At 69.4% G+C, this 25,993-nt stretch carries 22 protein-coding genes and 1 riboswitch; of the genes, 19 read left to right on the forward strand and 3 right to left on the reverse strand.

The window, feature by feature from the left end; all coding sequences use genetic code 11:
- The first annotated feature begins 45 nt into the window (after positions 1-45).
- The 7 genes from sdhA (at position 46) to ASF76_RS13245 (ending at position 8,155) form a co-directional block, all read left to right on the forward strand.
- Positions 46-1,875 (forward strand): succinate dehydrogenase flavoprotein subunit, encoded by a 1,830-nt coding sequence (gene sdhA, locus ASF76_RS13215; RefSeq protein WP_055958601.1) that lies wholly within the window; start codon positions 46-48, stop codon positions 1,873-1,875.
- Between the two features lies 1 nt (position 1,876).
- Positions 1,877-2,662 (forward strand): succinate dehydrogenase iron-sulfur subunit, encoded by a 786-nt coding sequence (locus ASF76_RS13220; protein ID WP_055958605.1) that lies wholly within the window; start codon positions 1,877-1,879, stop codon positions 2,660-2,662.
- 275 nt (positions 2,663-2,937) lie between these two features.
- Entirely contained in the window at positions 2,938-4,158 is a 1,221-nt protein-coding gene (locus tag ASF76_RS13225) for a YihY/virulence factor BrkB family protein (protein ID WP_082485058.1), read from the forward strand.
- A gap of 72 nt (positions 4,159-4,230) precedes the next feature.
- The gene (locus ASF76_RS13230) at positions 4,231-5,079 is read left to right on the forward strand and encodes an exodeoxyribonuclease III (protein ID WP_055958608.1); all 849 of its coding nucleotides are present in this window, start codon (positions 4,231-4,233) and stop codon (positions 5,077-5,079) included.
- 129 nt (positions 5,080-5,208) lie between these two features.
- Positions 5,209-5,835 carry a GyrI-like domain-containing protein gene (locus tag ASF76_RS13235; RefSeq protein ID WP_055958611.1) on the forward strand — a complete coding sequence of 209 codons (627 nt, stop codon included), beginning with the start codon at positions 5,209-5,211 and terminating at the stop codon, positions 5,833-5,835.
- Positions 5,836-5,976: 141 nt separating this feature from the next.
- Complete coding sequence (trpS, locus tag ASF76_RS13240) at positions 5,977-6,981, forward strand: tryptophan--tRNA ligase (RefSeq protein WP_082485059.1); 1,005 nt, start codon at positions 5,977-5,979, stop codon at positions 6,979-6,981.
- A 310-nt stretch (positions 6,982-7,291) separates the two neighbouring features.
- Positions 7,292-8,155, forward strand: coding sequence for an Fpg/Nei family DNA glycosylase (locus ASF76_RS13245; protein ID WP_055958614.1), 864 nt, complete (start codon positions 7,292-7,294; stop codon positions 8,153-8,155).
- A gap of 138 nt (positions 8,156-8,293) precedes the next feature.
- Here ASF76_RS13245 and ASF76_RS17230 read toward each other — a convergent pair whose 3' ends face one another.
- Both ASF76_RS17230 and ASF76_RS13255 read right to left on the reverse strand, forming a co-directional pair.
- Positions 8,294-8,944 (reverse strand): Ig-like domain-containing protein, encoded by a 651-nt coding sequence (locus ASF76_RS17230; RefSeq protein WP_162240823.1) that lies wholly within the window; start codon positions 8,942-8,944, stop codon positions 8,294-8,296.
- A 12-nt stretch (positions 8,945-8,956) separates the two neighbouring features.
- Positions 8,957-10,018: a S8 family serine peptidase gene (locus tag ASF76_RS13255; RefSeq protein ID WP_162240824.1), complete on the reverse strand. Its 1,062-nt coding sequence runs from the start codon at positions 10,016-10,018 to the stop codon at positions 8,957-8,959.
- Positions 10,019-10,334: 316 nt separating this feature from the next.
- Positions 10,335-10,482: riboswitch (FMN riboswitch) on the forward strand.
- Between the two features lie 60 nt (positions 10,483-10,542).
- Here ASF76_RS13255 and ribD point away from each other — a divergent pair.
- From ribD to ASF76_RS13290, 7 genes are all read left to right on the forward strand, one after another.
- Positions 10,543-11,658, forward strand: a complete 1,116-nt coding sequence (gene ribD / locus ASF76_RS13260) for a bifunctional diaminohydroxyphosphoribosylaminopyrimidine deaminase/5-amino-6-(5-phosphoribosylamino)uracil reductase RibD (protein ID WP_082485063.1) — start codon at positions 10,543-10,545, stop codon at positions 11,656-11,658.
- Positions 11,658-12,338 (forward strand): riboflavin synthase, encoded by a 681-nt coding sequence (locus ASF76_RS13265; RefSeq protein WP_055958623.1) that lies wholly within the window; start codon positions 11,658-11,660, stop codon positions 12,336-12,338. The genes ribD and ASF76_RS13265 overlap by 1 nt, the downstream gene beginning before the upstream one ends.
- Positions 12,335-13,603: a bifunctional 3,4-dihydroxy-2-butanone-4-phosphate synthase/GTP cyclohydrolase II gene (locus ASF76_RS13270; RefSeq protein WP_055958626.1), complete on the forward strand. Its 1,269-nt coding sequence runs from the start codon at positions 12,335-12,337 to the stop codon at positions 13,601-13,603. The genes ASF76_RS13265 and ASF76_RS13270 overlap by 4 nt, the downstream gene beginning before the upstream one ends.
- Positions 13,603-14,076, forward strand: a complete 474-nt coding sequence (gene ribH, locus ASF76_RS13275) for a 6,7-dimethyl-8-ribityllumazine synthase (protein ID WP_055958629.1) — start codon at positions 13,603-13,605, stop codon at positions 14,074-14,076. The genes ASF76_RS13270 and ribH overlap by 1 nt, the downstream gene beginning before the upstream one ends.
- A 329-nt stretch (positions 14,077-14,405) precedes the next feature.
- Complete coding sequence (locus ASF76_RS13280; protein WP_055958631.1) at positions 14,406-14,759, forward strand: hypothetical protein; 354 nt, start codon at positions 14,406-14,408, stop codon at positions 14,757-14,759.
- 214 nt (positions 14,760-14,973) lie between these two features.
- Positions 14,974-16,425: an MFS transporter gene (locus ASF76_RS13285; protein WP_055958634.1), complete on the forward strand. Its 1,452-nt coding sequence runs from the start codon at positions 14,974-14,976 to the stop codon at positions 16,423-16,425.
- 124 nt (positions 16,426-16,549) lie between these two features.
- On the forward strand, positions 16,550-18,415 hold the full coding sequence (locus tag ASF76_RS13290; protein WP_055958637.1) for an ABC transporter ATP-binding protein: 1,866 nt from the start codon (positions 16,550-16,552) through the stop codon (positions 18,413-18,415).
- A 300-nt stretch (positions 18,416-18,715) separates the two neighbouring features.
- On the opposite strand, the gene ASF76_RS13295 is transcribed toward ASF76_RS13290, so the two are convergent.
- Entirely contained in the window at positions 18,716-20,602 is a 1,887-nt protein-coding gene (locus ASF76_RS13295; RefSeq protein ID WP_055958640.1) for a phosphoenolpyruvate carboxykinase (GTP), read from the reverse strand.
- Positions 20,603-20,720: 118 nt separating this feature from the next.
- Between ASF76_RS13295 and ASF76_RS13300 the strand changes: the two genes are divergently transcribed.
- From ASF76_RS13300 to ASF76_RS13320, 5 genes are all read left to right on the forward strand, one after another.
- The gene (locus tag ASF76_RS13300; RefSeq protein WP_055958643.1) at positions 20,721-22,160 is read left to right on the forward strand and encodes an XRE family transcriptional regulator; all 1,440 of its coding nucleotides are present in this window, start codon (positions 20,721-20,723) and stop codon (positions 22,158-22,160) included.
- Positions 22,161-22,428: 268 nt separating this feature from the next.
- Positions 22,429-23,571, forward strand: a complete 1,143-nt coding sequence (locus ASF76_RS13305) for an ABC transporter substrate-binding protein (RefSeq protein ID WP_055958646.1) — start codon at positions 22,429-22,431, stop codon at positions 23,569-23,571.
- 40 nt (positions 23,572-23,611) lie between these two features.
- Complete coding sequence (locus tag ASF76_RS13310) at positions 23,612-24,409, forward strand: ABC transporter permease (RefSeq protein ID WP_055958649.1); 798 nt, start codon at positions 23,612-23,614, stop codon at positions 24,407-24,409.
- The gene (locus ASF76_RS13315) at positions 24,406-25,236 is read left to right on the forward strand and encodes an ABC transporter permease (RefSeq protein WP_055958652.1); all 831 of its coding nucleotides are present in this window, start codon (positions 24,406-24,408) and stop codon (positions 25,234-25,236) included. The genes ASF76_RS13310 and ASF76_RS13315 overlap by 4 nt, the downstream gene beginning before the upstream one ends.
- On the forward strand, positions 25,233-25,991 hold the full coding sequence (locus tag ASF76_RS13320) for an ABC transporter ATP-binding protein (RefSeq protein WP_055958655.1): 759 nt from the start codon (positions 25,233-25,235) through the stop codon (positions 25,989-25,991). The genes ASF76_RS13315 and ASF76_RS13320 overlap by 4 nt, the downstream gene beginning before the upstream one ends.
- Positions 25,992-25,993: the final 2 nt, after the last annotated feature.

Consider the following 25,993-nt stretch of genomic DNA (forward strand, 5'->3'; position numbering starts at 1 on the left):
CCGACGGCATCCCTTCTTCCCCCTGACAGCAGAGGCATCGCACACGTGAGCACCCAGACTTCCTCGGACTCGATCGTCAAAGACGGCGTCCACTACCACCAATTCGATGTCGTCATCGTCGGTGCCGGCGGCGCGGGCATGCGCGCGGCCATCGAGGCCGGACCCGGCGCGAAGACCGCCGTCATCTCGAAGCTGTACCCGACCCGCTCGCACACCGGCGCAGCGCAGGGCGGCATGGCGGCGGCGCTCGCCAACGTCGAAGAGGACTCGTGGGAGTGGCACACGTTCGACACCATCAAGGGTGGCGACTACCTCGTCGATCAGGATGCCGCCGAGATCCTCGCCAAAGAGGCCATCGACGCCGTCATCGACCTCGAGAACATGGGTCTGCCGTTCAACCGCACGCCCGAGGGCAAGATCGACCAGCGCCGTTTCGGCGGCCACACCGCCGACCACGGCAAAACCCCCGTGCGCCGCGCGTGCTACGCCGCCGACCGCACCGGCCACATGATCCTGCAGACGCTGTTCCAGAACTGCGTCAAGCTCGGCATCAACTTCTTCAACGAGTTCTACGTCCTCGACCTCATCACGGTGAAGGACGCGGCGGGCAAGACCCAGGTCTCCGGTGTCGTCGCCTACGACCTCGCCACGGGTGAGCTGCACGTCTTCCAGTCGAAAGCCGTCATCTTCGCCACCGGCGGCTTCGGCAAGATCTTCAAGACCACCTCCAACGCCCACACCCTCACCGGTGACGGCGTCGGCATCGTGTGGCGCAAGGGCCTCCCCCTGGAGGACATGGAGTTCTTCCAGTTCCACCCGACCGGCCTCGCCGGTCTCGGCATCCTCCTCACCGAGGGTGCCCGAGGCGAGGGCGCGATCCTCCGTAACGCCAGCGGCGAGCGCTTCATGGAGCGCTACGCCCCCACCATCAAAGACCTCGCGCCGCGCGACATCGTCGCCCGCTGCATGGTGCAAGAGGTCGCCGAGGGTCGCGGCGCGGGCCCCCACCGCGACTACGTGCTGCTGGACTGCACGCACCTGGGCGCCGAGGTGCTCGAGACGAAGCTCCCCGACATCACCGAGTTCGCCCGCACCTACCTGGGTGTCGATCCGGTCGTCGAGCCCGTGCCGGTCATGCCCACCGCTCACTACGCGATGGGCGGCATCCCCACCAACATCAAGGCCGAGGTGCTCGCCGACAACGACACCGTCGTCCCCGGTCTGTACGCCGCGGGTGAGTGCGCCTGCGTCTCGGTGCACGGCTCCAACCGCCTCGGCACCAACTCGCTGCTCGACATCAACGTCTTCGGCAAGCGCGCCGGCCGCAACGCCGTCGAGTACGTCAAGACCGCCGATTTCGTGCCGCTGCCCGAAGACCCCGCCGCCGAGGTGCGCGGACTGATCGAGGGCCTGCGCAACAACGGCGGCACCGAGCGCATCGCGGTCCTGCGCAAGACGCTCCAGGACGAGATGGACAAGGGCGCGCAGGTGTTCCGCACGCACGAGTCCCTCGCCCACGTGATGGACGTCATCGCGGACCTCCGCGAGCGCTACAAGAACATCCACGTCGACGACAAGGGCAAGCGCTTCAACACCGACCTGCTCGAGGCCGTCGAGCTCGGCTTCCTGCTCGACCTCGCCGAGGTCGTCGTCTACTCGGCGCAGAACCGTGAAGAGAGCCGTGGCGGTCACATGCGCGACGACTTCCCCACGCGCGACGACGAGAAGTACATGCAGCACACCATGGCGTACCTGTCGGGAGACCCCCACTCGTCGCACCCCGCCGATCACATCGAACTCGGCTGGAAGCCCGTGGTGTTCACCAAGAACGAGGCGGGCGAGTTGCGCTACCCGCCGCTGGAGAGGAAGTACTGAGATGGCATCCACCGTCCTCGAGAACGTCGACACCTCGGACGAGGTCGAGCAGACGCCGGAAGACACCGGGATCCAGTCGTTCCTCGTCACCTTCAACATCCGCCGCTTCGACCCCGAGGTCGACGACGAGCCGCGATGGGTCGACTACGACGTGGAGCTGTACTCCACCGACCGGGTACTCGACGCGCTGCACAAGATCAAGTGGGAGACCGACGGCTCATTGTCGTTCCGCCGCTCGTGCGCGCACGGCATCTGCGGATCGGATGCCATGCGCATCAACGGCCGCAACCGCCTGGCCTGCAAGACGCTGATCAAAGATCTCGACATCTCGCAGCCGATCTACGTCGAGGCGATCAAGGGCCTTCCGCTCGAGAAGGACCTGATCGTCGACATGGAGCCGTTCTTCGCCTCGTACCGCGAGGTGCAGCCCTTCCTCATCTCCAACTCGAAGCCCGAGCCGGGCAAGGAGCGCGTGCAGTCGATCGTCGACCGGGAGGTCTTCGACGACACGACCAAGTGCATCCTGTGCGCCGCGTGCACCTCGTCGTGCCCCGTGTTCTGGACCGACGGGCAGTACTTCGGCCCCGCCGCGATCGTGAACGCGCACCGCTTCATCTTCGACTCGCGCGACGACGCGGGCGACGTGCGCCTCGACATCCTCAACGACAAAGAGGGCGTGTGGCGCTGCCGCACCACCTTCAACTGCACCGAGGCGTGCCCCCGTGGCATCGAGGTCACCAAGGCCATCGCCGAGGTCAAGCAGGCCGTCCTCCGCGGCGGTCGCTGACCGTCGCCCTCGAACGGCGGGTGCGCTTCGGCGCCCCGCCGTTCGGCGTTTGCTCGCGGGTCATGTGGCCCGACACCCCCATCGCCGCCCCGGCATCCCTATGCTTCCTCGTGAAATCGCGACCTCCTCGCGGATTCCCGAACGACGGAGGCAGGGATCGCGCCGAACGGCGAGCGCCCGGACGACGGATGCCGCGGCAGCGAACGCCCACGCGGTGGGGCCGAGGCGCACCGCCCCACGACGAGGGGGCGGAATCCATTCATTAGGCTCGTCGGGTGACTGAGAACCGCCACGACCCGCGGCCGTTGCCCGCGGTGCGCGACGACAGCGCCTCTGTGCGTGATGACGACGCTTCGCTTCGTGACCGGCTCGAGGCCGCGCAGACCGCCGTGCGGGAGCGCCTGGATCAGCCCATCGCCCGGGCGGCGAAGATCGCGCAGTGGTTCCCGATCCGCGTGTGGCGGCACTTTTTGCAGCACAACGGCTTCCTGCTCGCCGCGGGCATGAGCTATCAAGGGCTGTTCGCGGTGTTCTCGGCGCTGTATCTGGCGTTCGCCGGCGTGGGGATCTGGCTGGGCGGAAGCAAGACCGCGATCGACGGTCTGATCCACATCGTCAACAGCTACATTCCCGGCATCATCAGCGAGAACGGCCTCGTCGACCGCGAGCAGGTCGAGGCCGTCGCGCAGGAGAGCGGGCGCCTCCTCACCATCACCGGCATCGTCGCCGTCGTGGTGGTGGTGTGGACCGCCATTGGGTTCGTCACATTCACCCGCCGCGCCGTGCGCGACACCTTCGGACTGCCCTTCGACCTGCGCAACTACGTGCTGCTCAAGGCGCGTGACTTCGTCGCCTCGCTCCTGTTCGGCATCGCCCTGCTGGTCGGTGCTCTGCTCGGCTCGATCACCACCGGTGCGGTCGATCTGGTGTTCGGGCTCATCGGCTGGGACCGCGAGACCCTCGGCTGGTCGGTGGGCGCTCGGATCATCTCGCTCGTCGTCGCGTTCGGTGTGAACACCGTCGCCCTGGCCTCCCTGTTCCGCTTCCTCACGGGCACGACCCTCACCTGGCGACGCGCGTGGCCGGGCGCGATCGTCGGGGCGACGGGCATGGTCGTGCTGCAGGTCGCCGCGGGCTTCCTCTTCGTCTACACGCCGTCCAACCCCCTGCTGGCCACGTTCACCGTGCTCATCGGGTTCTTGCTGTGGTTCCGGTTCATCGGCATCGTGATCCTCGTCTCGGCGGCGTGGATCGCGGTGGCGGCTCGCGACCGCGACGTTCCCCTGCGCTCCCCCGAGGATCGCCTGGCCATGGAACAGGCGGCCCTCGTCATCGCGGCACAGGTCGGCGTGCGCCAGGCCGAGAAAGAGGTTGCCCTGTCGCGGTGGCCCCTTCGCTGGCGGGCGAAGCGGCGACTCAGAGCGGCCGAGAAGCAGCTCGTGCGCGCGGAGGCCGACGTGCCCGCGCCGCGGCGGGTCTCTCTCCTCCCGGACTGACGCTCGGACGCCGCCCGGGGGCCTCGGTTTCCCCGAGGGAACGATGTCGGAGGTCGCCGTTAGGCTCGTGGAGTGCCTCGTTCCGTGCGTATCGTCTCCGTCAACGTCAATGGCATCCGTGCCGCCGTCCGCAAGGGCATGACCGAGTGGCTCGGCGCCTCGGGGGCCGACATCGTCGCCCTCCAGGAGGTCCGGGCGACCGCCGAGCAGCTGGCCGAGGCTCTCCCCGGGTGGCAGATCGTCAACGACGAGGCCCTGCAGAAGGGGCGTGCCGGCGTGGCGATCATCAGCCGCCTTCCCGGCGTCGAGACGCGCACTCATCTGGGCCCCGAGCCGCTCGACGCGTCAGGGCGATGGATCGAGACCGATTTCGACATCGACGGCGAGACCGTGACGATCGTCAGCGCCTACGTGCACAGCGGCGAGGTCGACACCCCCAAGCAAGACGCCAAGTGGCTGTTTCTGGATGCCATGGAGCAGCGCCTCTCTGAGCTGAGCGCCTCGACGGAGCTCGCGCTCGTCCTGGGCGACCTGAACGTCGGTCATCGCGAACTCGACATCAAGAACTGGCGCGGCAACCGCAAGAACGCCGGGTTCCTGCCCCGCGAGCGCGCCTATTTCGACCGCTTCTTCGGGCCCGCGGGCGAGAAGGTCGAGGGCGTCGACGGGTCGGTCGGCACGGGGCTCGGGTGGGTCGACGTCGGACGCCGCGAGATGGGCGAGGTCGATGGGCCGTACACGTTCTGGTCGATGCGCGGGAAGGCGTTCGACACCGACAGCGGCTGGCGCATCGACTATCACGTCGCCACCCCCGCCCTCGCGGAACGCGTGACCTACTACCGCGTCGACCGTGCGCCGTCGTACGACACCCGCTGGAGCGACCACTCCCCCGTTATCGTCGACTACACCCTCGGGCGGTGACCGAGCGTCCAAGGGCATAATCGACGGTCTCCGGACGAAATCCTGGGTGCGGCGAACGAGCTCGTCTCCTCCTCGCTCGTCCCGCCGCAGACGGAGAACGCAAAGCTTCGAGGCGAGTGGAGGAGCGACGTGACGGAGAAGGTCGACTTCAAGAAGACCCTCGATGGCTATCAGGCGGTGCGCGGGCAGTTCAGGGTCGTACAGATGCCCGAGATGCGGTATCTCATGATCGACGGACACGGCGACCCGAACATCTCGCCCTCCTACACGCAGGCACTGCAAGCTCTTTACCCCGTTGCGTACACGTTGAAGTTCGCCAGCAGACGTGAACTCGGCCGCGACTATGTGGTGCCACCGCTGGAGGGCTTGTGGTGGGCGGACGACATGGACGCATTTACCACGGCGAGAGACAAATCGCGGTGGGACTGGACGATGATGCTCATGATCCCCGAGTGGATCGACGAGGCCATGGTCCGCGCAGCCATCGACGTCGTCGGAGCGAAAGAGTCGGCCGGACGGCTGGACGACGTGCGGATCGAGACCTTCGCCGAGGGGTTGTGCGTGCAAACGCTCCATCTCGGCTCCTACGACGATGAGGCAGACGTGCTGGAAGAGATGCACCGGGAGTTCATCCCCGGTCGGGGCCTCCACCTGCGCGGAAAGCATCATGAGGTCTACCTCAGCGACCCCCGCAAAGTCACCCCCGACAAACTCCGCACCATCCTCCGTCAACCCGTCGTCAGAACCTCGGCCTAGGCACGGCGAGGAGCTCCGGCGAGAGCCCGCAATGCGATCCACCTGGTCGCTCCCCGGGCGCGCGCAGGATCGCCCGTCGGTTCGAAGCTCGCCCTCACCTCCCGCGCCGGCGCCGCACGCGGCGACGCCTAGGATCGAGAGGTGACTCAGCAGCGCCTCTACTCCGGAATGCAGCCCTCCGCCGACAGCCTCCAGATCGGCAACTACATCGGGGCCCTGCTGCAGTGGCGTGAGTTGCAAGACCAGTACGACGCCTTCTTCTCGGTCGTCGACCTGCACGCCCTCACCCAGCCCGGCGACCCCGCCGAGCGTCGCGAGAAGACCCGCCGTACCGCCGCGCAGTACATCGCCGCGGGCATCGAGCCTTCGCGCTCCACGCTGTACGTGCAGTCGCATGTGCCGGCGCACGCCGAGCTGCAGTGGGTCTTGTCGACCCTCACCGGTTTCGGCGAGGCCGGCCGCATGACCCAGTTCAAAGACAAGTCGGCCCGCTACGGCGCGGATGCCACCAACGTCGGGCTGTTCACCTACCCGGTGCTGATGGCGGCCGACATCCTGCTGTACCAGACCGACGTCGTGCCGGTCGGAGACGATCAGAAGCAGCACATCGAGCTCACGCGCGACCTCGCAGAGCGTTTCAACCAGCGCTTCGGCGAGACGTTCACGGTGCCCAAGCCCATGATCCAGCGCGAAACGGCCCGCATCTACGACCTGCAGAACCCGACGTCGAAGATGTCGAAGTCAGCCGAATCCGACGCGGGCGTGCTCTGGATGCTCGAAGAGTCGAAGGTCAGCGCCAAGAAGATCATGCGCGCGGTCACCGACTCCGAGGGGGTCGTGCGATTCGACAGAGACGAGAAGCCGGGCGTCTCCAACCTGCTCGTCATCTACTCGGCCCTCACCGGCCGCGAGATCACCGCGATCGAAGACGAGTACGCCGGTCGCGGCTACGGCGACTTCAAGAAGGGGCTGGCCGAGGTCGTCGTGAACGAATTCGAGCCGGTTCGCGAGCGCGCCCTCGAGCTGCTGGACGACCCCGCCGAACTCGACCGGGTGCTGGCGACCAACGCCGGCCGCGCGGCATCCGTCGCCGAGAAGACCCTCGCCGACGTATACGACCGCATCGGGCTGCTGCGGCGGGGCTGATCCCCGGCTCCCCGACGCCCGCGCATCTCGAGATGCCGCGGGCGTCGGCGTTCAGCTGATCATCGGCCGGCTGCCGGCTGCCGGCCGTCCCGCCGGGGGGATCGGCGCACGACTCCTGCGTCTTTGCAAGAACGGCCCCGCCGATCGGCCAACGGGGTGGCTGACGCCGGACTTGTGCCCATGCCGATACACGCCGCGGCCGACACGCGCCCCTCCCGGCCCGCGTCGATGACGGCAGCGCGTATCCGAGCCTGGGCCGTTCGGGCGCAAGGCCGTTCTCGGCGCCGCCGTTGCGTGGGAGCATGGGCGCATGCCGGAGATGCCAGAGGTCGAGGGACTCGTCGAGTTCCTACGGATGCGCCTCGCGGGTGTGCGTTTCGAGCGGGCCACCGTGTCGGCGATCAACGCCCTCAAGACGTACGCGCCGCCCCTCACCGACCTCGTCGGTGCGCAGGTGACGGGGGTCGAGCGCCACGGCAAGTTCGTCGACATCGCCACCGATGGCGGCGTCCACCTCGTGTTCCACCTGGCGAAAGCCGGGTGGCTGCGCTGGTACGACGCCCTACCGACGACGCTGATCAAGCCGGGCAAGACCCCGATCGCTCTGCGGGTCGGCTTCGACGACGGCTCGGGCTTCGATCTCACCGAGGCGGGCACGAAGAAGTCGCTCGCCGTGTACGCCGTGACCACGCCCGACGAGGTGCCCGGTATCGCACGCCTGGGCCCCGACCCGCTCGACGACGACTTCGGCCGCGCGGAGTTCGGTGCCCTGCTCACCGGTCGCCGCACGCAGATCAAGGGCGTGCTGCGCGACCAGTCGATCATCGCCGGCGTCGGAAACGCCTACTCCGACGAGATCCTGCACGCGGCGAAGATGTCGCCCTACGCCCTCGCCGCCACCCTCACCGACGACGAGGTGGACCGCCTCTTCACGGCCATGACGACGACGCTCACCGAGGCCATCGACGCAGCCCGCGGCAAACCCCCGGCGGAGCTGAAGGATGCCAAGCGACGCGGCATGCGCGTGCACGGGCGACGCGGCGAGGCGTGTCCGGTCTGCGGCGACAAGGTGCGCAGCGTCTTCTTCGCCGACAACTCCCTCGAGTACTGCCCCACTTGCCAGACCGGCGGCAAGCTGCTCGCCGATCGGCGGCTGTCGCGCCTGCTCAAGTAGCTCGCCGCCGCCGGGTCGGGTCCCGGTTCGGGGCCGCAACGCGCGCCCTCCGCCGCCGCGGCCGGAGTCGTCCCGCCGCCTCGACGAACGACAGCGGCGGGCGACACCGAAGTGCCGCCCGCCGCCGTCGTCAGTGGATCAGGAGATCGCGATCGTCACGACCGGGCTCCACCCGATGTTGCCCGCTGCGTCGACAGCACGCGAGCGGATCTGGTATCGACCCTTGGGGTACTGTCCGGAGTCGAGGCTCGTCCGCCAGAGTCCGTCGCTGCCGCGCACGGCATCGCCGAGCTTGGTCGAACCCGCCCAGAAGCTGACACCGGTCACTGCGACGTTGTCGGTCGCCGAGGCGACGAGGTCACCGCGTCCGGAGATCGTCGTGCCCGTGGTCGGGCTGGTGATCGCGGTCGTGGGCGCGGTCGTGTCCTTCGACGGGGTCGGCGTGGCCGTGGGGGTCGGCGTGCGCGTCGGAGTCGGCGACGGCGTCGGGGACGCGGTCGCCGTGGGCGACGCGGTGGGCGTCGGAGACGCGGTGGGCGTCGGCGTCGGAGTCGGGGTGGGCGTCGGCGACGGGACGGAGCCGGTCGACGCGACCGTGGCCAGGTAGCCGTAGTACTTGTTCGGCGAGGAGCCGGCGGCCGACGGGCTGCCGAACCACGTGTGGCCCTTGGCGTCGGCTGCGGACGCCTGCGCCATGACCTGTCGGATGACCTGAGGAGTGGACAATCCGGGGCAGCTGCCCGTGGCGAAGCAGTTCAAGACAACACCACTGAGAGACGCGGTCGCCATCGATGTACCCGACTAGATGTACCCGAAGCGGTCGCCCTTGAGGGTGGTGTACGGGCACGTGCCGGGGGCTGCCAGCGTGTGGGCCTTGTCGGCGGCGGAGACGGCGTAGTTCGTGTTCGCCCACGGCGAGTCGTCCTTGGTGGCCAGGCCGCACGTGCTCGCGGCCAGTCCACCGGGCTTGCCGTCGTAGTCGGCCATGTTGGTGGCCACCAGCACCTCGTCGTACGAGCCCGGGAGGACGCGCCCGAGGTCGGTGTTGCCGTTGCCGGCTCCCGAGACCACCACGACGCCCTGCGACGTCAGCTTGCAGATCGACTGGTGGAGCGCGTCGCTGTTGGAGTAGCCGCAGTTCCCGTCATCGACGCCTTCGAAGCCGAGGCTCATGTTGGCGACCTTGATGTTGTAGGTCGCTGCATTCGCGACGACCCAGTCGACACCACAAAGCACCGAGGAAAGCGTGCCCTTGTTCTTGGCATCCATCACGCGAACCGAATAGATCGGTGCGCCGGGGGCGACCCCGACCGTGCCGAAGTCGTTGTCGTACGCGGCGATGTATCCCGAGACGCCGGTGCCGTGACCGTTGCCGTCGCGCTCGTCGCTGGTGCCGAGGCAGTTCACCGCTTTGACGAGGTTGTAGTCGATGTGCGGGTTGACGCCCGAGTCGATCACCGCCACCGCGGGTCCGGTCAAGGCGGTCTGCACGCCATCGCCCGCGTTGACCGGCGGCTTGTCCGCCTGCACGGTCTTGGGCGTGGGAGTATCGGCCTGCGCGAAGCCCTCGACCTCGACGTCGGCCGTGAGGGCACTGACGCGGCGGTCGTTCGCCAGCGCGGTCGCCTCGGCGGCCGTGAGCGACGCCGCGAAACCGTTCAGGGCAGCGGTGTAACGGTCGTCGATGTCGACGCCGTAACGGGCCGCGAGAGCGGCCGCGTCCACGCCGTCAGCGAGTCCGATGACGTAGTTACCGGCGGCACGCGTGGCCGCCGATGCCGGTGCTGCGCCGACCACACCGGCGAGCAAGATCGCGGCGACAGCCACCATCGCGCCCGCAGGACGATAAATCCTCAATGCCATTCCCTCTACCCTCGCGAAGAACTCTGGGCGGAGTGATAGCAAAGCCCGCGGACACACAGAATAGGGCCAGAACGTTTCAACCAGGTGACGGGGCGCAGATTCTTTGGTATAGCTTCGGGCCTTGTTGTAGGAGAGAAGGGCTCCGATCCCTGCATTCTCGTCGGACGCATCGCCCGTCCGCGCCTCCGGAGCTCCCACCTCCCGCATCCGCGGAGGCCGTCATCGCCCCCGCCCCACCGCGCATGCTCGGCATGTGTCCGTTCATTCCGGGGAATGAATCCGCCCGCTTCGCGTTCACTAGACTCAGAAGAGCAACAACGTGCTCCGGGGTCGGTGAGAAGCCGAACCGGCGGTGACAGTCCGCGAACCCCTCCGCTCAGCGGTGGGGCCGATCCGGTGGAATTCCGGGACCGACGGTGATGCGACGGGTAGCCGTCGCTAGTCCGGATAGGAGGCAGCACGGATGGCGCGTCGCGCCTATCCCGCTGACCCTGCCCCCCGGACACCGCGGGAAGGACAGGGAAATGGCATCCGCCGTCGAGATCGACGCCATGGGGCGAGCGCTGCAGCTCGCCCGGCGCGGCCCGCGCGGGCTGAACCCGCAGGTGGGCGCGGTCATCCTCTCCCCCGACGGCGACGTGCTGGCCGAGGGATTCCATCGCGGCGCCGGCACCCCGCACGCGGAGGTCGACGCGCTCTCCCAGTTGCCACCGGATGCCGCGCGCGGCGCCACCGCCGTGGTGACACTCGAGCCGTGCAACCACACGGGTCGCACCGGCCCGTGCGCCCTCGCCCTGATCGACGCCGGCATCGCGCGCGTCGTCTACGCCCTCGACGACCCCACGGACGCCGCCGCCGGTGGTGCCGACCGACTCCACGCCGCGGGAGTAGATGTGGAGACCGGACCGGAACGGGATGCCGCCGAGGCGTTGATCCACGACTGGATCGCGCTGCAGCGCACCGGCCGCCCGCACGTCACGGTCAAATGGGCGCAGAGCCTCGACGGCCGTGCCGCCGCTGACGACGGCACGAGTCAGTGGATCACCGGCCCCGCCGCCCGCCGCGACGTGCACGACCGTCGCGCGGAGGCCGACGCGATCGTCGCGGGCACGGGCACCGTGCGGGCCGACGACCCCGCCCTGACCGCGCGGGCCGACGACGGTTCGCTGCGCGACACCCAGCCGATGCCGGTCATCATCGGCGAGAGCGAGACGGCCCCGGATGCCGCCGCGCGCCGCCATCCGCGCGCGCCACTCTTCTACGCCACCCATGACCTCCACGCCGTGGTCGCCGACCTCGCCGAGCAGGGCGTGCAACGGGTGTTCGTCGAGGGCGGACCGACTCTCGCGAGCGCCTTCGTGCGCGAGGGGCTCGCCGACGAACTGCTCGTCTACGTCGCCCCCGTGCTGCTGGGCGGCTCGCGGCTGGCCCTCGCCGACATCGGCGTCGCGAGCATCGCGGATGCACGGCGGCTGGCCGTGGCATCCACTCGGAATCTCGGTGACGATCTGCTGATCGTCGCCCACCCGGCGGAGTCTTACGGCAACGCGCCACCGCATGCGACGAACGAGCCGGGTGCCGCGGCCCCCGCCTCCGCCTCACCCTTCCCCCACAGCAGAGACAACAGAGGAGACGCCTGATGTTCACCGGAATCGTCGAAGAGATCGGCGCCGTCACCGCCGTCGAGCCCGCGGGCGACGGCGTGCGGCTGACGCTGCGCGCCCCCCTCTCGGTGTCGGATGCCGGGCACGGCGACTCCATCTCGGTCAGTGGCGTGTGCCTCACCGTCGTCGACCAGGGCGACGACTGGTTCACCGCCGACGTGATGAAGCAGACCCTCGACATGTCGACCCTGGCCGATGTCGCCCCGGGACGCACCGTCAACCTCGAGCGAGCCACCGCCGCGCACGGTCGCCTCGGCGGGCACATCGTGCAGGGCCACATCGACGGCACGGGTGTCGTGCGCGAGGTGCGGCCGGGTGCGCGGTGGAGCGTCGTGCGGGTCGGCATCCCGGCGCACCTCGCCCCGCTCGTGGTGGACAAGGGCTCGATCGCGATCGACGGAGTCTCGCTCACCGTCAGCTCTGTCAGCGAGGCCACCGACCCGCAGCCGTGGCTCGAGGTGTCGTTGATCCCCGAGACCCTCGCGGCGACCACGCTCGGCCACGCCGAGGCCGGAACCTCCGTCAACCTCGAAACCGACATCCTTGCGCGGCACGTGCAACGCATGCTCGCCTTCCGCACGACCGCCGGCGTGTCCGGCGACAACGAAGAGATCCCCGCGGCCGCGGCCGCAACGACCGAGAGGGGCTCCGCATGAGCCTGTCCACCATCCCCGAAGCCCTGGAGGCCCTGCGTCTGGGGCGGCCCATCCTGGTCGCCGACGACGAGAACCGCGAGAACGAGGGCGACGTCATCATCTCGGCGCAGCTCGCCACCCCCGAGTGGCTCGCCTGGACGGTCCGCTGGTCGAGCGGCTACGTCTGCGCGCCCATGCCCGGCGAGTGGGCCGACCGCCTCGACCTCCCCCCGATGGTCGAGGTGAACCAGGACGCCCGCGGCACCGCCTACACGGTGAGCGTCGACGCCGCCACCGGCGTCACCACGGGCATCAGCGCGGCCGACCGCTCCCGCACGCTGAACGTGCTGGCCGACCCCGAATCGGTTCCGACCAACCTCATCCGGCCGGGGCACGTCCTTCCCCTCCGCGCCGTCGACGGGGGCGTGCGCGAGCGCGCGGGTCACACCGAGGCCGCGGTCGACCTCATGCGGCTCGCCGGCCTCGAGCCGGTCGGCGCGATCGCCGAGGTCGTCGCCGAAGACGGCAGCATGATGCGCCTGCCCGGACTGTTCGAGCTCGGCGAGCGCGACGGCATCCCGGTCATCACGATCGAGCAGCTCATCGGCTACCTGAACGAGACCGATCCGCTTCCGGCGGCGGTCCCGGCACGACGTCGGGTGAGCCTGCGCGCCGAGTCGAACGTGCCGACCTCGCACGGCACCTTCCGCTTCCTCGCGTACAAGGACCGCGTCACCGGCACCGACCACCTCGCCGTGGTCTCGGGCGACCTGACCGAGGCGGCGCCGTTGGTGCGCGTGCACTCCGAGTGCCTGACGGGCGAGGCCTTCGGTTCGCTCAAATGCGAGTGCGGACCCCAGTTGGATGCCGCGCTCGACACGATCGATCGCGACGGCGGCATCGTCATCTACATGCGCGGACACGAGGGTCGCGGCATCGGCCTCATCAACAAGCTGCGCGCGTACAACCTGCAGGAGCGGGGCCTGGACACCGTGGATGCCAACCTCGCCCTGGGTCTTCCCGCCGACGCGCGCGACTACGCCGCCGCCGCCGGCATTCTTGCCGACCTGGGAGTCGACAAGGTGCGGTTGCTGACGAACAACACCGACAAGGTCGCGCAGTTGCGCAGCTTCGGCCTCGACGTGGTCGAGCAGGTGCCCCTGCTCGTGGGCGTCGGACCCAACAACCACCAGTACCTCGAGACCAAGCGTGACCGTATGGGTCACATCATCGGCGAGGACGATCTGCGCGAAGCCCTCGCGCACACGAAGGAAGAGAGCGCCTGATGGCCGGCAGTGGAGCACCCGAGACCGGCGGCGTCGACGCGTCCGGCCTGAACATCGTCGTCGTCGCCGGCACCTGGCACGAGGTCATCACGAACGGCCTCATCGCCGGGGCGAAGCGGATCCTGGATGCCACGGGAGCCACCTACCGGGTCGTGCGGGTCCCGGGCTCGTTCGAACTGCCCGTCGCCGCCCGCGCTGCGTTCGACGGCGGGGCGGATGCCGTGGTCGCCCTCGGCGTGATCATCCGGGGCGGGACACCGCACTTCGAGTTCGTCTCGTCGGCCGCGACCGACGGTCTGACCCGCGTGGCGCTGGACGCCGGCAAGCCCGTCGGCTTCGGCGTGCTGACGCTCGACGACGAGAAGCAGGGCCTCGACCGCGCCGGACTCGAGGGGTCGAAGGAGGACAAGGGCGAGGAGGCCGCCGACGCGGCGATCCGCACCGCCCTGGTCCTGCGGGAGCTGCGCGGCTGACGCGCACCGGCCCGCTGCTGCTGCGGAGCGTCGCTGCTCCGGGGCGCGCCGCTTCGGTGCGCGAAAGACGCGCGCGGGGACCGCTGCTTCGGGGCGCGAGGGGCGCCTGCACGGGACCGCTACTTCGGGGCGTGAAATGTGCAGCGGGGCGGTCGGCGATCGCCCCGGTGCACGTTTCACGCCCCGGTCCGGGTGCGCCCCCGCTGAGGCCGACGCCCCGCTGCACACACCGAGCTCGGTCCGGACTTCGGCGGCACGCGGGCAGCGCGACGCGAGACTGAGGCCCGCCTTGCTGGCGACGGAGGCCGCGGCATCCCTAGCCTGACGGCATGGAGATCTTGCGTGACGTCGTCGTCCTCGTGCACCTCGTCGGCTTCGCGGTGCTGTTCGGGGCGTGGGTCGTCGAGGTCGTCGCCCGCCGCGTGCGCGTGACCTCACTCATGAACAACGCCCTGGGCATCTCACTGCTCACGGGCCTCATCCTCTCGGCGCCGTGGGGCCTCGACCACGATCTCAATTACGTCAAGATCGGCGTGAAGCTCGCCGTCCTGCTCGTGATCGGCGCGCTGATCGGCATCGGGTCGGCGCGCCAGAAGCGCACGGGCTCGCTCCCGCCGGGGCTGTTCTGGCCGGTCGGCATCCTTGCGCTGGTGAACGCCGGCCTCGCGGTCATCTGGCGCTGATCGCCGCTCACGCGAGACGGCTCGGGGCACTCTCCCGGGGGAACACCAGGGCGCGCTCAGCGTACGCATAGACTGGAGGGTCTAGACGGCCCTCACCCGGGGACGTCGCCGGTGCTCCCGCCGTGCGCTCCCTCACTCCCACCCCTGTGATCGCTGCGCCCCACCGCTGCGCCCCATCTCGGACGCGAACGAAGAACCTTCCCGTCAGGCAGTCATGACCACGTCATCCCCCTCCACCCGCTCCACCGTCGCACCGGCCAACCCGCGCTCGCGCGTCATCACCGCGAGCCTCGTCGGAACGACGATCGAGTTCTACGACTTCTACGCGTACGCCACCGCCGCAGTCCTCGTCTTCCCGGTGCTCTTCTTCCCCACCGGCAACGAGACGACCTCGCTGCTGCTGTCGTTCAGCGTCTTCGGCGCCGCGATGGTCGCGCGCCCCCTCGGGGCGATCGTGTTCGGCCACTTCGGCGACCGATTCGGCCGCAAGGCCACGCTCGTGGCATCCCTTCTCGTGATGGGTGTCGCGACCTTCCTCATCGGGTGCCTCCCGACCTTCAACGAGATCGGCGTCTGGGCGTCGGTGCTGCTGCTCGTCATGCGCCTGGCGCAGGGCTTCGCCCTCGGCGGCGAATGGTCCGGCGCGGCGCTCGTCGCGACCGAGAACGCCCCGAAGGGCAAGCGCGCGCTGTTCGGCACGTTCCCGCAGCTCGGTGCCCCGATCGGCTTCATCATCGCCAACACGGTGTTCCTCGTCATCAACTTCGCGCTGCCGCACCCCGACGGCACGGCCCAGCGCTCCGAGGAGTTCCTCACCTGGGGCTGGCGCGTCCCGTTCCTGTTCTCGGCCGTCATGGTCATCGTCGGCCTGTACGTGCGCCTCAAGCTCGTCGAGAGCACGTCGTTCTCGAAGGCCGAGAAGAGCGGCGCGATCCGCAAGTTCCCGCTCGGCGAGGTCGTTCGCCGCAACGGCAAGCAGCTGGTGCTCGGAACGTTCATCATGCTGGCGACCTACGTGCTGTTCTACCTGATGACCAGCTTCACGCTGTCGTACGGCACCAAGCCCACCGTCGAAGGCGCCGCCGCGGCCGCCGAGAAGGCCGGCACCCCGTTCGACGCGGCCGCCTACGTGCCGGGCCTGGGCTTCGGCTACACCGACTTCGTGATCATGCAGATCATCGGCGTGGTGTTCTTCGGCGTCTTCACGATGCTGTCGGGCCCCGTGGCCGACGCCATAGGGCGCAAGCGTCTGCTGATCGGGGTGACCATCGCGATCATCGTGTTCGGCCTGACCTTCTCGGTGTTCCTGCTGCCGCACGCCGACCCGAAGTTCACCGGCGCGCTCGTGCAGGCCTTCCTCGTATTCGGGTTCCTGCTGATGGGCACGACCTTCGGACCGATGGGCGCGGTGCTGCCCGAACTCTTCCCCACCAACACCCGGTACACCGGCTCGGCCATCTCGTACAACGTCTCGTCGATCCTCGGAGCGGCCCTCGCCCCGATCGTCGCCGTCGCGCTCTGGGCCGCCGGAGACGGCAACCCGTGGCTGGTCGGCCTGTACCTGTCAGGGATGGGCGTGCTGACGCTGATCGCCGTCGTGCTCTCGCCCGAGACGAAGGACGTCGACTACGACGACAACATCGCCGCCGGAGCGACCGCGCCGTAACGCGTTGCCTGTGAACGATGGATGCCACGGGGCCCCGGCCTCGTGGCATCCGTCGTTCTGCCGTCCTGCGCACAGCCGCGAGAGGTACGGTCGAAGGACCCCCATTTCCTTTCCCGAGGTGAGCATGTCCGTTCCCGCTCCCGCGCGCGGTCGGCGCGGCCGCCGCGTGCCCGAGGGCCCGCGCGCGTCGTTCCGGCAGCTGCTGCCCTTCCTGCTCGAGCACAAGCGCACGCTCGTCGTCGTCGCGGTCCTGAGCATCCTCGGTGCGGGCGCGACGCTCGTGCAGCCGCTTCTCGTCGGCCAGGTGATCACGCGCGTGCAGCAGTCCGTACCGCTCGGCGCACTGGTGTGGCTGCTCGTCGGTTTCGTCGTGCTGTCGTCGCTGATCTCGGGCTATCAGCACTACCTGCTCCAGCGCACCGGTACCGCCGTCGTCTACTCCAGCCGCCGACGGCTCATCGCGCGGATCCTGCGCCTGCCCATCAGCGAATTCGACGCGCGCCGCACCGGCGACCTCGTCTCGCGAGTGGGCACCGACACCACGCTGCTGTACGCCGTGCTGACGCAGGGACTCGCGGATGCCGTGGGCAGCGCGCTCATCCTCGTCGGCGCGATCATCGCGATGGCGTTCATCGACCCCCTGCTGCTCGGCCTGATCGTCGTCGTCATCGGCGCGTCGCTCGCGACGGTCGTCGTCCTCAGCACGAGGATCCGCGTCGCCTCCGCCGCTCAGCAGGAGAAGGTCGGCGAGCTGTCGGCCGGCGTCGAGCGCGCCGTCGGTTCCATCCGCACCATCCGCGCCGCGGGAGCGACCTCGCGCGAGACGGCGGCGGTGACCGAGACCGCGACCGAGGCCTACGACGCGGGCGTGCGCATCGCCAAAGTGTCGGCGCTCATCGTCCCCGTCGCGGGTATCGCGCTGCAGGTGTCACTGCTCGTGGTGCTGGGCGTCGGCGGGTTCCGCGTGGCATCCGGAGCCATCGACGTCGCCTCCCTCGTCACGTTCGTCATCTTCTTGTTCCTGCTGGTGCAGCCGCTGGCGTCGGCGATCGGCGCGATCACTTCGGTCAACCAGGCACTGGGTGCGCTCGGACGCATCCAGGAGGTGCTCGACCTGCCCCTCGAAGACGAGGGAGACCGGCCGGGCATGTCTGCGGCGGTTCCGGATGCCGCGGCGATCGCCTTCCGCGAGGTGCGGTTCCGCTATCCCGACCACGTCGTCAAGGCGCGCGAGGCCGCCGCCGCGGAGGCGCGGTCGGTGTTGGCGGACGTGCACCTGGACTCCGCCGAGCCACCCGCCGAGACCGATCGCGAGGTACTGCGCGGAGTGTCGTTCGACGTTCCGCGAGGGTCGCGCGTCGCGCTCGTCGGACCGTCGGGGGCGGGGAAGAGCACGATCCTCTCGCTCATCGAGCGCTTCTACGACCCCACCGAGGGGGCGATCCTCATCGACGGCGTCGACGCGCGCGAGCTGTCCCGCGACGAATTGCGCGCCCGCTTCGGGTACGTCGAGCAGGACGCGCCCACTCTCGCCGGCACGATCGCCGACAATCTGCGCCTCGCCTCGCCCGCGGCATCCGATGCCGACTGCGAGCGCGTGCTGCGCGCGGTGAATCTCGGCGACGTCCTGGAGCGCAACTCGCTGGGCGTCGATGCGCCCGTCGGTGAAGACGGGGTCATGCTCTCGGGCGGTGAGCGTCAGCGTCTTGCGATCGCGCGGGCGTTGCTGGCCGCTCCCCCGGTGCTGTTGCTCGACGAGTCGACGTCGTCACTGGACGGTGTGAACGAGCAGCGCATGCGCGAGGCCATCGACGCCGTCGCGACCGACCGCACGCTCCTCGTCATCGCCCATCGCCTGTCCACTGTCGTCGACAGCGACCTCATCGTCGTGCTGCAGGACGGCCGGGTCGTCGGTCAGGGCACGCACAGCGAGCTCGTGGCATCCACTCCCCTTTACCGCGACCTGGCGAAGCACCAGCTGCTGGTGTGACGTCGGGGCGGCGGCAGCGCTACCCGGCGCGGCCGTCACGCTCACGCGGGGTGGTGGTGGGGCGCGGCGAGAAACACGATCCGCGGGAAAAATGCTTGCGAAGCGCGTTTCTGCCGGCGAGAAGCGTTTCTCACGCGGGTCGACGGGGCGCCGGACAGGGGCGCCGCGCGCCGGCGGACCGGCCCGGCCGAGCGCAGGCAGGACGATGCCCCTCCCGCGCGCCAAGAACGGGAGGGGCATCGCGTCCGACACTCGCCCCACCGCGCGAAACGGCGGGCGGGGCGAGAGCAGGGGGCCGGCTCAGGACCGCTGGAGGCGGTACCGCAGCGCCGCCAGCTCGGCGCGCAGAGCGGCCGGCAGGTGCGAGCCGAACGTGTCGTAGAACTCCTCGGTCATGTCGGCCTCGGCCAGCCATGAGCGGGCGTCGACGGAGAAGAGCTCGGCGAGATCGGCATCCGGGAGGTCGAGACCCGTGAGGTCGAGGTCCTCGATCTTCGGCAGGCGCCCGATGGGGCTCTCCACCGCGTCGACCTGACCGTCGACACGGCGGATGATCCAGTCGATGACGCGGGCGTTGTCGCCGAACCCGGGCCAGAGGAAGCGGCCGTCGTCACCCTTGCGGAACCAGTTGACCTGGAAGATGCGCGGGGCTCGATCGAAACGGAGCTTCTGGCCGACCTTCAGCCAGTGCGCGAAGTAGTCGCCCATGTTGTAGCCGCAGAAGGGCAGCATCGCGAAGGGGTCGCGGCGCAGTTCGCCGACGGTTCCCTCCTGGGCGGCGGTCTTCTCGGACGACACCGTCGAGCCGATGAACACGCCGTGCGACCAGTCGGTGGCCTCGACCACCAGCGGCACGTTGGTCGCGCGACGACCGCCGAACAGGATGACGTCGAGGGGCACGCCCTGGGGGGCCTCCCAGTCCTCGGCGATCTGCGGGCACTGGGCGGCGCCGACGGTGAACCGCGAGTTGGGGTGGGCGGCGGGACGACCCGACGCGGGCGTCCAGGCGTTGCCCTCCCAGTCGGTGAGGTGCGGGGGCGCCTCGTCGGTCAGTCCCTCCCACCACACGTCGCCGTCGGGGCGCAGCGCCACGTTCGTGAAGATCGTGTTGCCCCACAGCGTCTCGATCGCGGTGACGTTGGTCGATTCGCCCGTGCCCGGCGCCACACCGAAGAAGCCGGCCTCGGGGTTGATCGCCCACAGGCGTCCATCCTCACCGGGGCGGATCCAGGTGATGTCGTCACCGAGGGTCTCGACGCGCCAGCCGGGGATGGTGGGGCGCAGCATCGCGAGGTTGGTCTTGCCGCAGGCCGAGGGGAACGCGGCGGCCACGTGGTAGGCCTTGCCCTTGGGGTCGATCACGCGGATGAGCAGCATGTGTTCGGCGAGCCAGCCCTCGTCGCGGCCGATGACCGAGGCGATGCGCAGCGCGAAGCACTTCTTGGCCAGGATGGCGTTGCCGCCGTAGCCCGAGCCGAACGACCACACCTCGAGGGTGTCGGGGAAGTGCACGATGTACTTCTCGTCGTTGCACGGCCACGTGACGTCGGCCTCGCCGGGGGCGAGCGGAGCACCGACGGAGTGGACGGTCTTGACCCACGGGGCGCCCTTCGCGACCTGCTCGAGCACTGCCGTGCCGACCCGGGTCATGACACCGATGGATGCCACGGCGTAGGCGCTGTCGGTGATCTGCACGCCGATGTGGCTGAGGGGGCCGCCCACCGCGCCCATCGAGAAGGGGACGACGTACATCGTGCGCCCGCGCATCGAGCCCTCGAAGACGCCGTCGAGCGTCTCGCGGATCTCGGCCGGGGCGATCCAGTTGTTCGTGGGGCCGGCGTCCTCTTCGCTCTCGGAGGCGATGTAGGTGCGCGACTCGAGGCGAGCGACATCGCCGGGGTGCGAGCGGGCCAGGTACGAACCGGGCCGCCACTCGGGGTTGAGCTTGATGAGCTTGCCCTCGTCGACCATGTCGCGCAGCAGCGCGTCGTTCTCGGCGGGCGAGCCGTCGACCCAGTGGATGCGGTCGGGCTGCGTGAGGGCGGCGACCTGGTCGACCCACGCGCTCAGCGCGGCAAGACCCGGGCCCTCGACGGCCGGACGCACGCCGTGACCGGGACGGGTGGCGCGGGCGGCAGCGGGCGCGGCAGTGCGGGAGCTGGAGCTGAAGATGTCGGCGAGAGCCATGTCGTTCTCCTCGGTTGAGAGCAAACTCGGTGTCGTTCCTCCATGTTGAGGCCCTTGCAACCCGACTTTCGGTGATCGACCAGTGTAAGAATCCGCATTCTTTCGATATGGTCAAGGAATGGCGTCGTCCTTCGAACTCACCACCCTGGGTCACCGCATCCGTCATCATCGTCTGGCCCGTGGCCTGACGCTCGATGAACTGGGAGCGCTCGTCGGCGTGGCGGGCAGCCAGCTGAGCCTCATCGAGAACGGCAAGCGCGAGCCCAAGCTCTCGCTCCTGCAGGAGATCGCGCGCGCGACCGAGACCGAGGTCACCGAGCTGCTCTCGAACGAGCCGCCGAACCGCCGCGCCGCCCTGGAGATCGAGCTCGACCGGGCACAGGGCAGCCCGTTCTTCCGACAGCTCGGAATCCCCCCGGTCAAGGTGAGCAAGGGCACCAGCGACGACACGATCGAAGCCGTGCTGGGCCTGCACCGAGAGCTGCAGCGGCGCGAGCGCGCGACCATCGCGAGCCCCGAAGAGGCGCGCCGCGCCAACACCGAACTGCGCCTGCGAATGCGCGAGACGGCGAATCATCTGCCCGAGATCGAAAGCCTCGCCGAGAAGCAGCTCAAAGCGGCGGGGCACGCGACCGGCGCCCTCACCCACCGCACGGTCAGCATCATGGCCGAGCAGCTCGGGTTCGAGCTCATCTACGTCAACGACCTGCCGCATTCGGCGCGCTCGGTCACCGACCTCGAGCACGGTCGCATCTATCTGCCCCCGGCATCCATCCCCGGCGGGCACGGCTTGCGCTCGATGGCCCTGCAGGCGATGGCCCACCGCCTGCTCGGGCACCGCCCGCCCACCGACTACGCCGACTTCCTGCAACAGCGCCTCGAGATCAACTACTACGCCGCGTGCTGCCTGATGCCGGAGACCAGCTCCGTCGCGTTCCTGACGCAGGCGAAGAAAGACCGCAACCTCGCCGTCGAGGATTTCCGCGATGCGTTCGGCGTGACCCACGAAGCCGCGGCGATGCGCATGACCAACCTCATGACGACCCACCTCGGCGTGCATCTGCACTTCCTCCGCGTCGACGGCGACGGCGCCATCTCGCGCGTGTACGAGAACGACGGACTACCGCTGCCGACCGATGTCACGGGGTCGGTGGAGGGGCAGGTCGTGTGCAAGAAGTTCTCGGCGCGCGCCGCCTTCGCCGAGCACAACCGCACGACCGAGCACTACCAGTACACCGACACCCCCGCCGGCACCTTCTGGTGCTCCTCGCAGACGGGCACCACCAGCGACGGCGACTTCTCGATCACCGTGGGCGTGCCCTTCGACGACGCCCGGTGGTTCCGCGGTCGCGAGACCTCGAAGCGCGGGATCTCGCACTGCCCCGACGAGTCGTGCTGCCGGCGCCCCGACACCGAGGCCGCGGAACGCTGGCAGGGCAAGGCATGGCCGAGTGCCCGCGTGCACCGGTACATGTTCTCGCCTCTTCCGCGCGGGATGTTCCCGGGTGTCGACGACGCGGAGGTCTTCGCGTTCCTCGACCGGCACGCCGACGGCTGAGGGGCGCAAGCGCCCGACCAGCCGCCTCGCTCACGCGAGACGTCGCCGCGCGAGACGGAGCGGTCGCGCCGCGGGGCTGCGGGACGGCCACCGGATGCCACGGACCGTGCCGTCAGAGGATCGTCGTGCCCGGGGCCCGCCGGACAAGGTGATGCCACGGCCACCCGTTCTCCCGGGACGACGAAACGAAAACGACACACGACGGGACAATTCACGAAAAGTAAAACATTTACGTTTACGGGACACCCACCCACACGGAGGCTCCCGAATGTCACACCTTCGCACCGACCTGATCACCGCCCCTCCCGCAGCAAAGCACCCCGTCACGGCTCCCGCCGCGCGCCGCCGCCGCCGGCGCACCACCGCTGCCGCTGCCGCCGTCGGCGCTCTGCTCCTCGCCCTCACCGTCACCGGCTGCGCCTCCCCCGCCGCCTCGTCGCCCAGTGACGGTCCCACCTCGCTCGGCACCGCCAGCGTCGCCCTCAGCTGGATCAAGAACTACGAATTCGCGGGGTACTACTTCGCGGAGGAGAACGGGGCCTACACCGACGCCGGGTTCGACGAGGTCGACCTCATCGCCGGCGGCGGCAACACGAACTCCTGGGACCTCGTCCTCTCGGGCCAGGCGCAGATCGGCCTGGCGTCCGACCTCACCGGCATCACCGGCGCCATCAACGACGGCGCCGGACTGAAGATCATCGGCGCGCAGTTCGTGAAGAACCCCGTCGGCTTCGTCTCGCTCGCGGGCAACCCCATCCGCACGGTCGCCGACCTGAAGGGCAAGCGCATCGGCGTCGACGCCGGCGGAAAGCTCGCCGTCGAAGCCGTCCTGAAGGCGAACGACCTGCCCGCCGACACGGTCCAGTTCGTCTCGGTGCCCAGCGGCGTCGACCCGCTGATGAACGGCGAGGTCGACGCTCTCATCGGCTTCCTGACCAACTACCCGATCGCCGTCAAGAACGCCGGCGGCGACGTGGTGACCATGTCGTTCGCCGACGCCAATTACGCCCAATTCGGCGACGCCGTGGTGGTCAGTGAGAAAGCGCTGGCCGAGAACCGCGACGCGCTGAAGGCGATCATGAAGGCCAGCATCATCGGCTGGAACACCGCCCTCACCGAGGGCGCCGACTCGATCGCCGACATCGCCATGACCTACGGCGGCGCGGACAACGGGCTCGACCGACAGCTGCAGGTCGACTCCGCGAGCGTGCTGCCCTCCTTCATGCTCACCCCCGACACGGTGACCAACGGCATCTTCACGCTCACGCCCGACCTCGTCGACCAGGCCGTGTCCTCGCTCGCCGCGGCAGGCATCACGGCCGACCCGGACATGTTCGACACGTCGCTGCTCGACGAGGTGTACGCCGAGAACCCCGAACTCATCCCCGGGTTCACCGTCCCGGCATCCTGATCCCTTCCTCCACCGCCCCGACACGAGAGGACGCCACGACATGACGTCGATACCCGCACGTGGCGTCCTCTTCGGCGCCGCCGGTCTCGCCGTGCTGGTGATGGCCTGGCACATCGTCGCCGTGACCGTCTACCAGCGCCCCAACGGCAGTCCCGGTCCGGTGCCGCCCCCTCTCCCGGTCCTCGTGCGCGCGGCCACCGGATTGGGTGACGGAGCCTATGCAGAAGGCGTGGCCGCGACCGCGGGAGCCGCCCTGATCGGCTACGGCGTTGCCGTCGTGATCGCGCTGGGGCTCGGCATCCTGGTCATGATGGCTCCGCCCCTGGGCCCCTTCGCCTCCCAACTGGGAGTGGTGGCCGCGTGCGCTCCCGCAGCCGCCATCGCGCCCATCGTGGTGCTGCTCAGTCCGTCGGGCAGCCGTGCCGTGAGTGTCGTGCTGGCGATGCTCGCCGTGCTGTTCCCCCTCGTGGTCGGGGTGCTTCTGGGACTGCGCTCGGCCGCCCCGGCGCAGCTCGATCTCGTGCACGCCTACGGAGGCACCGCGTGGACGGCCATCCGCAAGGTGCGGGTGATCTCCGCGATCCCCGCGCTGCTCGCCGCCCTCAAGCTCGCCGCCCCCGCCGCCTTCCTCGGCGCCATGACCGGCGAATTCTTCACCGTCGGCGTCGACGAAGGGGCCGGCCGACTCCTCATCTCGCAGCAGTACGTCGGCGACTACACCGGCATGTGGGCGATCGCCCTGCTCGCGACGGTCGTCTCGGCCCTCGGGTACGGCGCGATCGCGCTGCTCGGACGCATTCTCGCGCCGTGGACCACTCACACGGGGGGCACCCGATGACGCGCATGTCCTCCCGGCTCACGACGACCCTGTGCACGCTCGCCACGGCGGCCGTGCTGCTGATCGGCTGGCAGCTGGCGATCACCCTGTCGGGGCTCTCGCCCTACCTCGCGAAGACGCCGCTGGACGTGTGGGGGTACCTCTTCGTCGACGGGGCCGGCAATCCGGCCGGCGCCGCTGAACGCCGCGCAGCCCTCGCCCCGATGATCGGCGTCACCCTGATGCACAGTGCCGTCGGGCTCCTCCTCGGCGTCAGCACCGGGTTCGTCGGGGCGGTCGCGCTGACCGTGTCGCGGGCGTTGCGCTCGATCTTCCTGCCGCTGGCCCTGCTGCTGCAGACCGTACCCCTCATCGCCATGGCCCCCGTCATCTACGCCGTCTTCGGTTCCGGCATCCTCACCGCCGCCGTCGTGGCCGCGGTCGTGACCTTCTTCCCCCTGCTGATGAACATCGGGGCAGGCCTCACCTCGTCGACGCCGGAGACGGCCGACCTCGTGCGTGCCTATGGCGGCGGCCGATGGACCCTGCTGCGGTTCGTGCAGCTGCCGGCATCCCTTCCGTCGTTGTTCGCCGGTCTCAAGCTGGCCGCCCCCGCGACCGTGTCGGCGGCCACCCTGTATGAGTTCCTGTTCTCGTTCGAAGGGCTCGGGGCGAACCTGCTCACCAGCAAGTCGTACTCCGACTACGGGCTGCTGTGGACGCTCGTCGTCGTCACGGTGCTCCTCTCGCTCGCCGCCTACGGACTCGTCGTCGCGGCCGAAACGCTTCTGCTCGCCGGTCGTTTCCCGCCGCGCGATTCGACCCTCGCTCAGAAAGGCCCCGCATGACCGCGTCCGGCGTCCACGTCCGTGCTCTCACGCGCCATTTCGCCACCCGCGGCGAGACGGTCGTCGCCGTCGACGGGGTCGACCTCGACACTCCGCGCGGGTCGTTCCTGTCGCTCCTCGGCCCCTCCGGCTGCGGCAAATCCACCGTGCTGCGCATGCTCGCCGGCCTGGACACCCCCACCTCGGGCACAGCGACGGTCAACGATCTCGCCCCCGCCGCCCTCCGTGGGAAGCACGCGTACGGCATCGCCTTCCAAGACCACGCACTGCTGCCGTGGCGGACGGTCGAGCGCAACATCGCGTTCCCGTTCGAGATCGCGGGGCTCCCCGTCGACCACGACTGGGTGGGCGAACTGCTGCGCCTCGTGCGCCTGGAACAGTTCGCCAAGGCCCGACCGTGGCAGTTGTCGGGCGGCATGCGCCAACGCGTGGCCATCGCCCGCGCGCTGGCCCTCCGGCCCAACGTGCTCTTCCTCGACGAACCGTTCGGAGCGCTCGACGACGTCACCCGCCAACGTCTGAACGTCGAGCTCCAGCGCTTGTGGAGCGAGCAGCAGGCGACGACCGTCATGGTCACGCACGGCGTCCAGGAGGCCATCTTCCTCAGCGACAAGGTCGCCGTGATGAGCCCTCGTCCGGGGCGCATCAAAGAAGTCATCGACGTCGACCTCCCGCGGCCGCGCACCCTCGAAATGACGACGTCGCCCGAATTCCACGCCTACGTCGACCGCGCCAGCGCGCTCCTGTTCCACTGATC

Origin of the sequence: Microbacterium sp. Leaf151, assembly GCF_001424225.1 — a bacterium.
Taxonomy (GTDB): Bacteria; Actinomycetota; Actinomycetes; order Actinomycetales; family Microbacteriaceae; genus Microbacterium.

Coding starts and splice junctions, on each gene's coding strand:
- ASF76_RS13220 (WP_055958605.1), top strand. CDS start 1,877: ATGGCATCCACCGTCCTCGAGAACGTCGACACCTCGGACGAGGTCGAG.
- ASF76_RS13245 (WP_055958614.1), top strand. CDS start 7,292: ATGCCGGAGATGCCAGAGGTCGAGGGACTCGTCGAGTTCCTACGGATG.
- ASF76_RS17230 (WP_162240823.1), bottom strand. CDS start 8,944: ATGGCGACCGCGTCTCTCAGTGGTGTTGTCTTGAACTGCTTCGCCACG.
- ASF76_RS13255 (WP_162240824.1), bottom strand. CDS start 10,018: ATGGCATTGAGGATTTATCGTCCTGCGGGCGCGATGGTGGCTGTCGCC.
- ribD (WP_082485063.1), top strand. CDS start 10,543: ATGGCATCCGCCGTCGAGATCGACGCCATGGGGCGAGCGCTGCAGCTC.
- ASF76_RS13265 (WP_055958623.1), top strand. CDS start 11,658: ATGTTCACCGGAATCGTCGAAGAGATCGGCGCCGTCACCGCCGTCGAG.
- ASF76_RS13270 (WP_055958626.1), top strand. CDS start 12,335: ATGAGCCTGTCCACCATCCCCGAAGCCCTGGAGGCCCTGCGTCTGGGG.
- ribH (WP_055958629.1), top strand. CDS start 13,603: ATGGCCGGCAGTGGAGCACCCGAGACCGGCGGCGTCGACGCGTCCGGC.
- ASF76_RS13280 (WP_055958631.1), top strand. CDS start 14,406: ATGGAGATCTTGCGTGACGTCGTCGTCCTCGTGCACCTCGTCGGCTTC.
- ASF76_RS13285 (WP_055958634.1), top strand. CDS start 14,974: ATGACCACGTCATCCCCCTCCACCCGCTCCACCGTCGCACCGGCCAAC.
- ASF76_RS13290 (WP_055958637.1), top strand. CDS start 16,550: ATGTCCGTTCCCGCTCCCGCGCGCGGTCGGCGCGGCCGCCGCGTGCCC.
- ASF76_RS13295 (WP_055958640.1), bottom strand. CDS start 20,602: ATGGCTCTCGCCGACATCTTCAGCTCCAGCTCCCGCACTGCCGCGCCC.
- ASF76_RS13300 (WP_055958643.1), top strand. CDS start 20,721: ATGGCGTCGTCCTTCGAACTCACCACCCTGGGTCACCGCATCCGTCAT.
- ASF76_RS13305 (WP_055958646.1), top strand. CDS start 22,429: ATGTCACACCTTCGCACCGACCTGATCACCGCCCCTCCCGCAGCAAAG.
- ASF76_RS13310 (WP_055958649.1), top strand. CDS start 23,612: ATGACGTCGATACCCGCACGTGGCGTCCTCTTCGGCGCCGCCGGTCTC.
- ASF76_RS13315 (WP_055958652.1), top strand. CDS start 24,406: ATGACGCGCATGTCCTCCCGGCTCACGACGACCCTGTGCACGCTCGCC.
- ASF76_RS13320 (WP_055958655.1), top strand. CDS start 25,233: ATGACCGCGTCCGGCGTCCACGTCCGTGCTCTCACGCGCCATTTCGCC.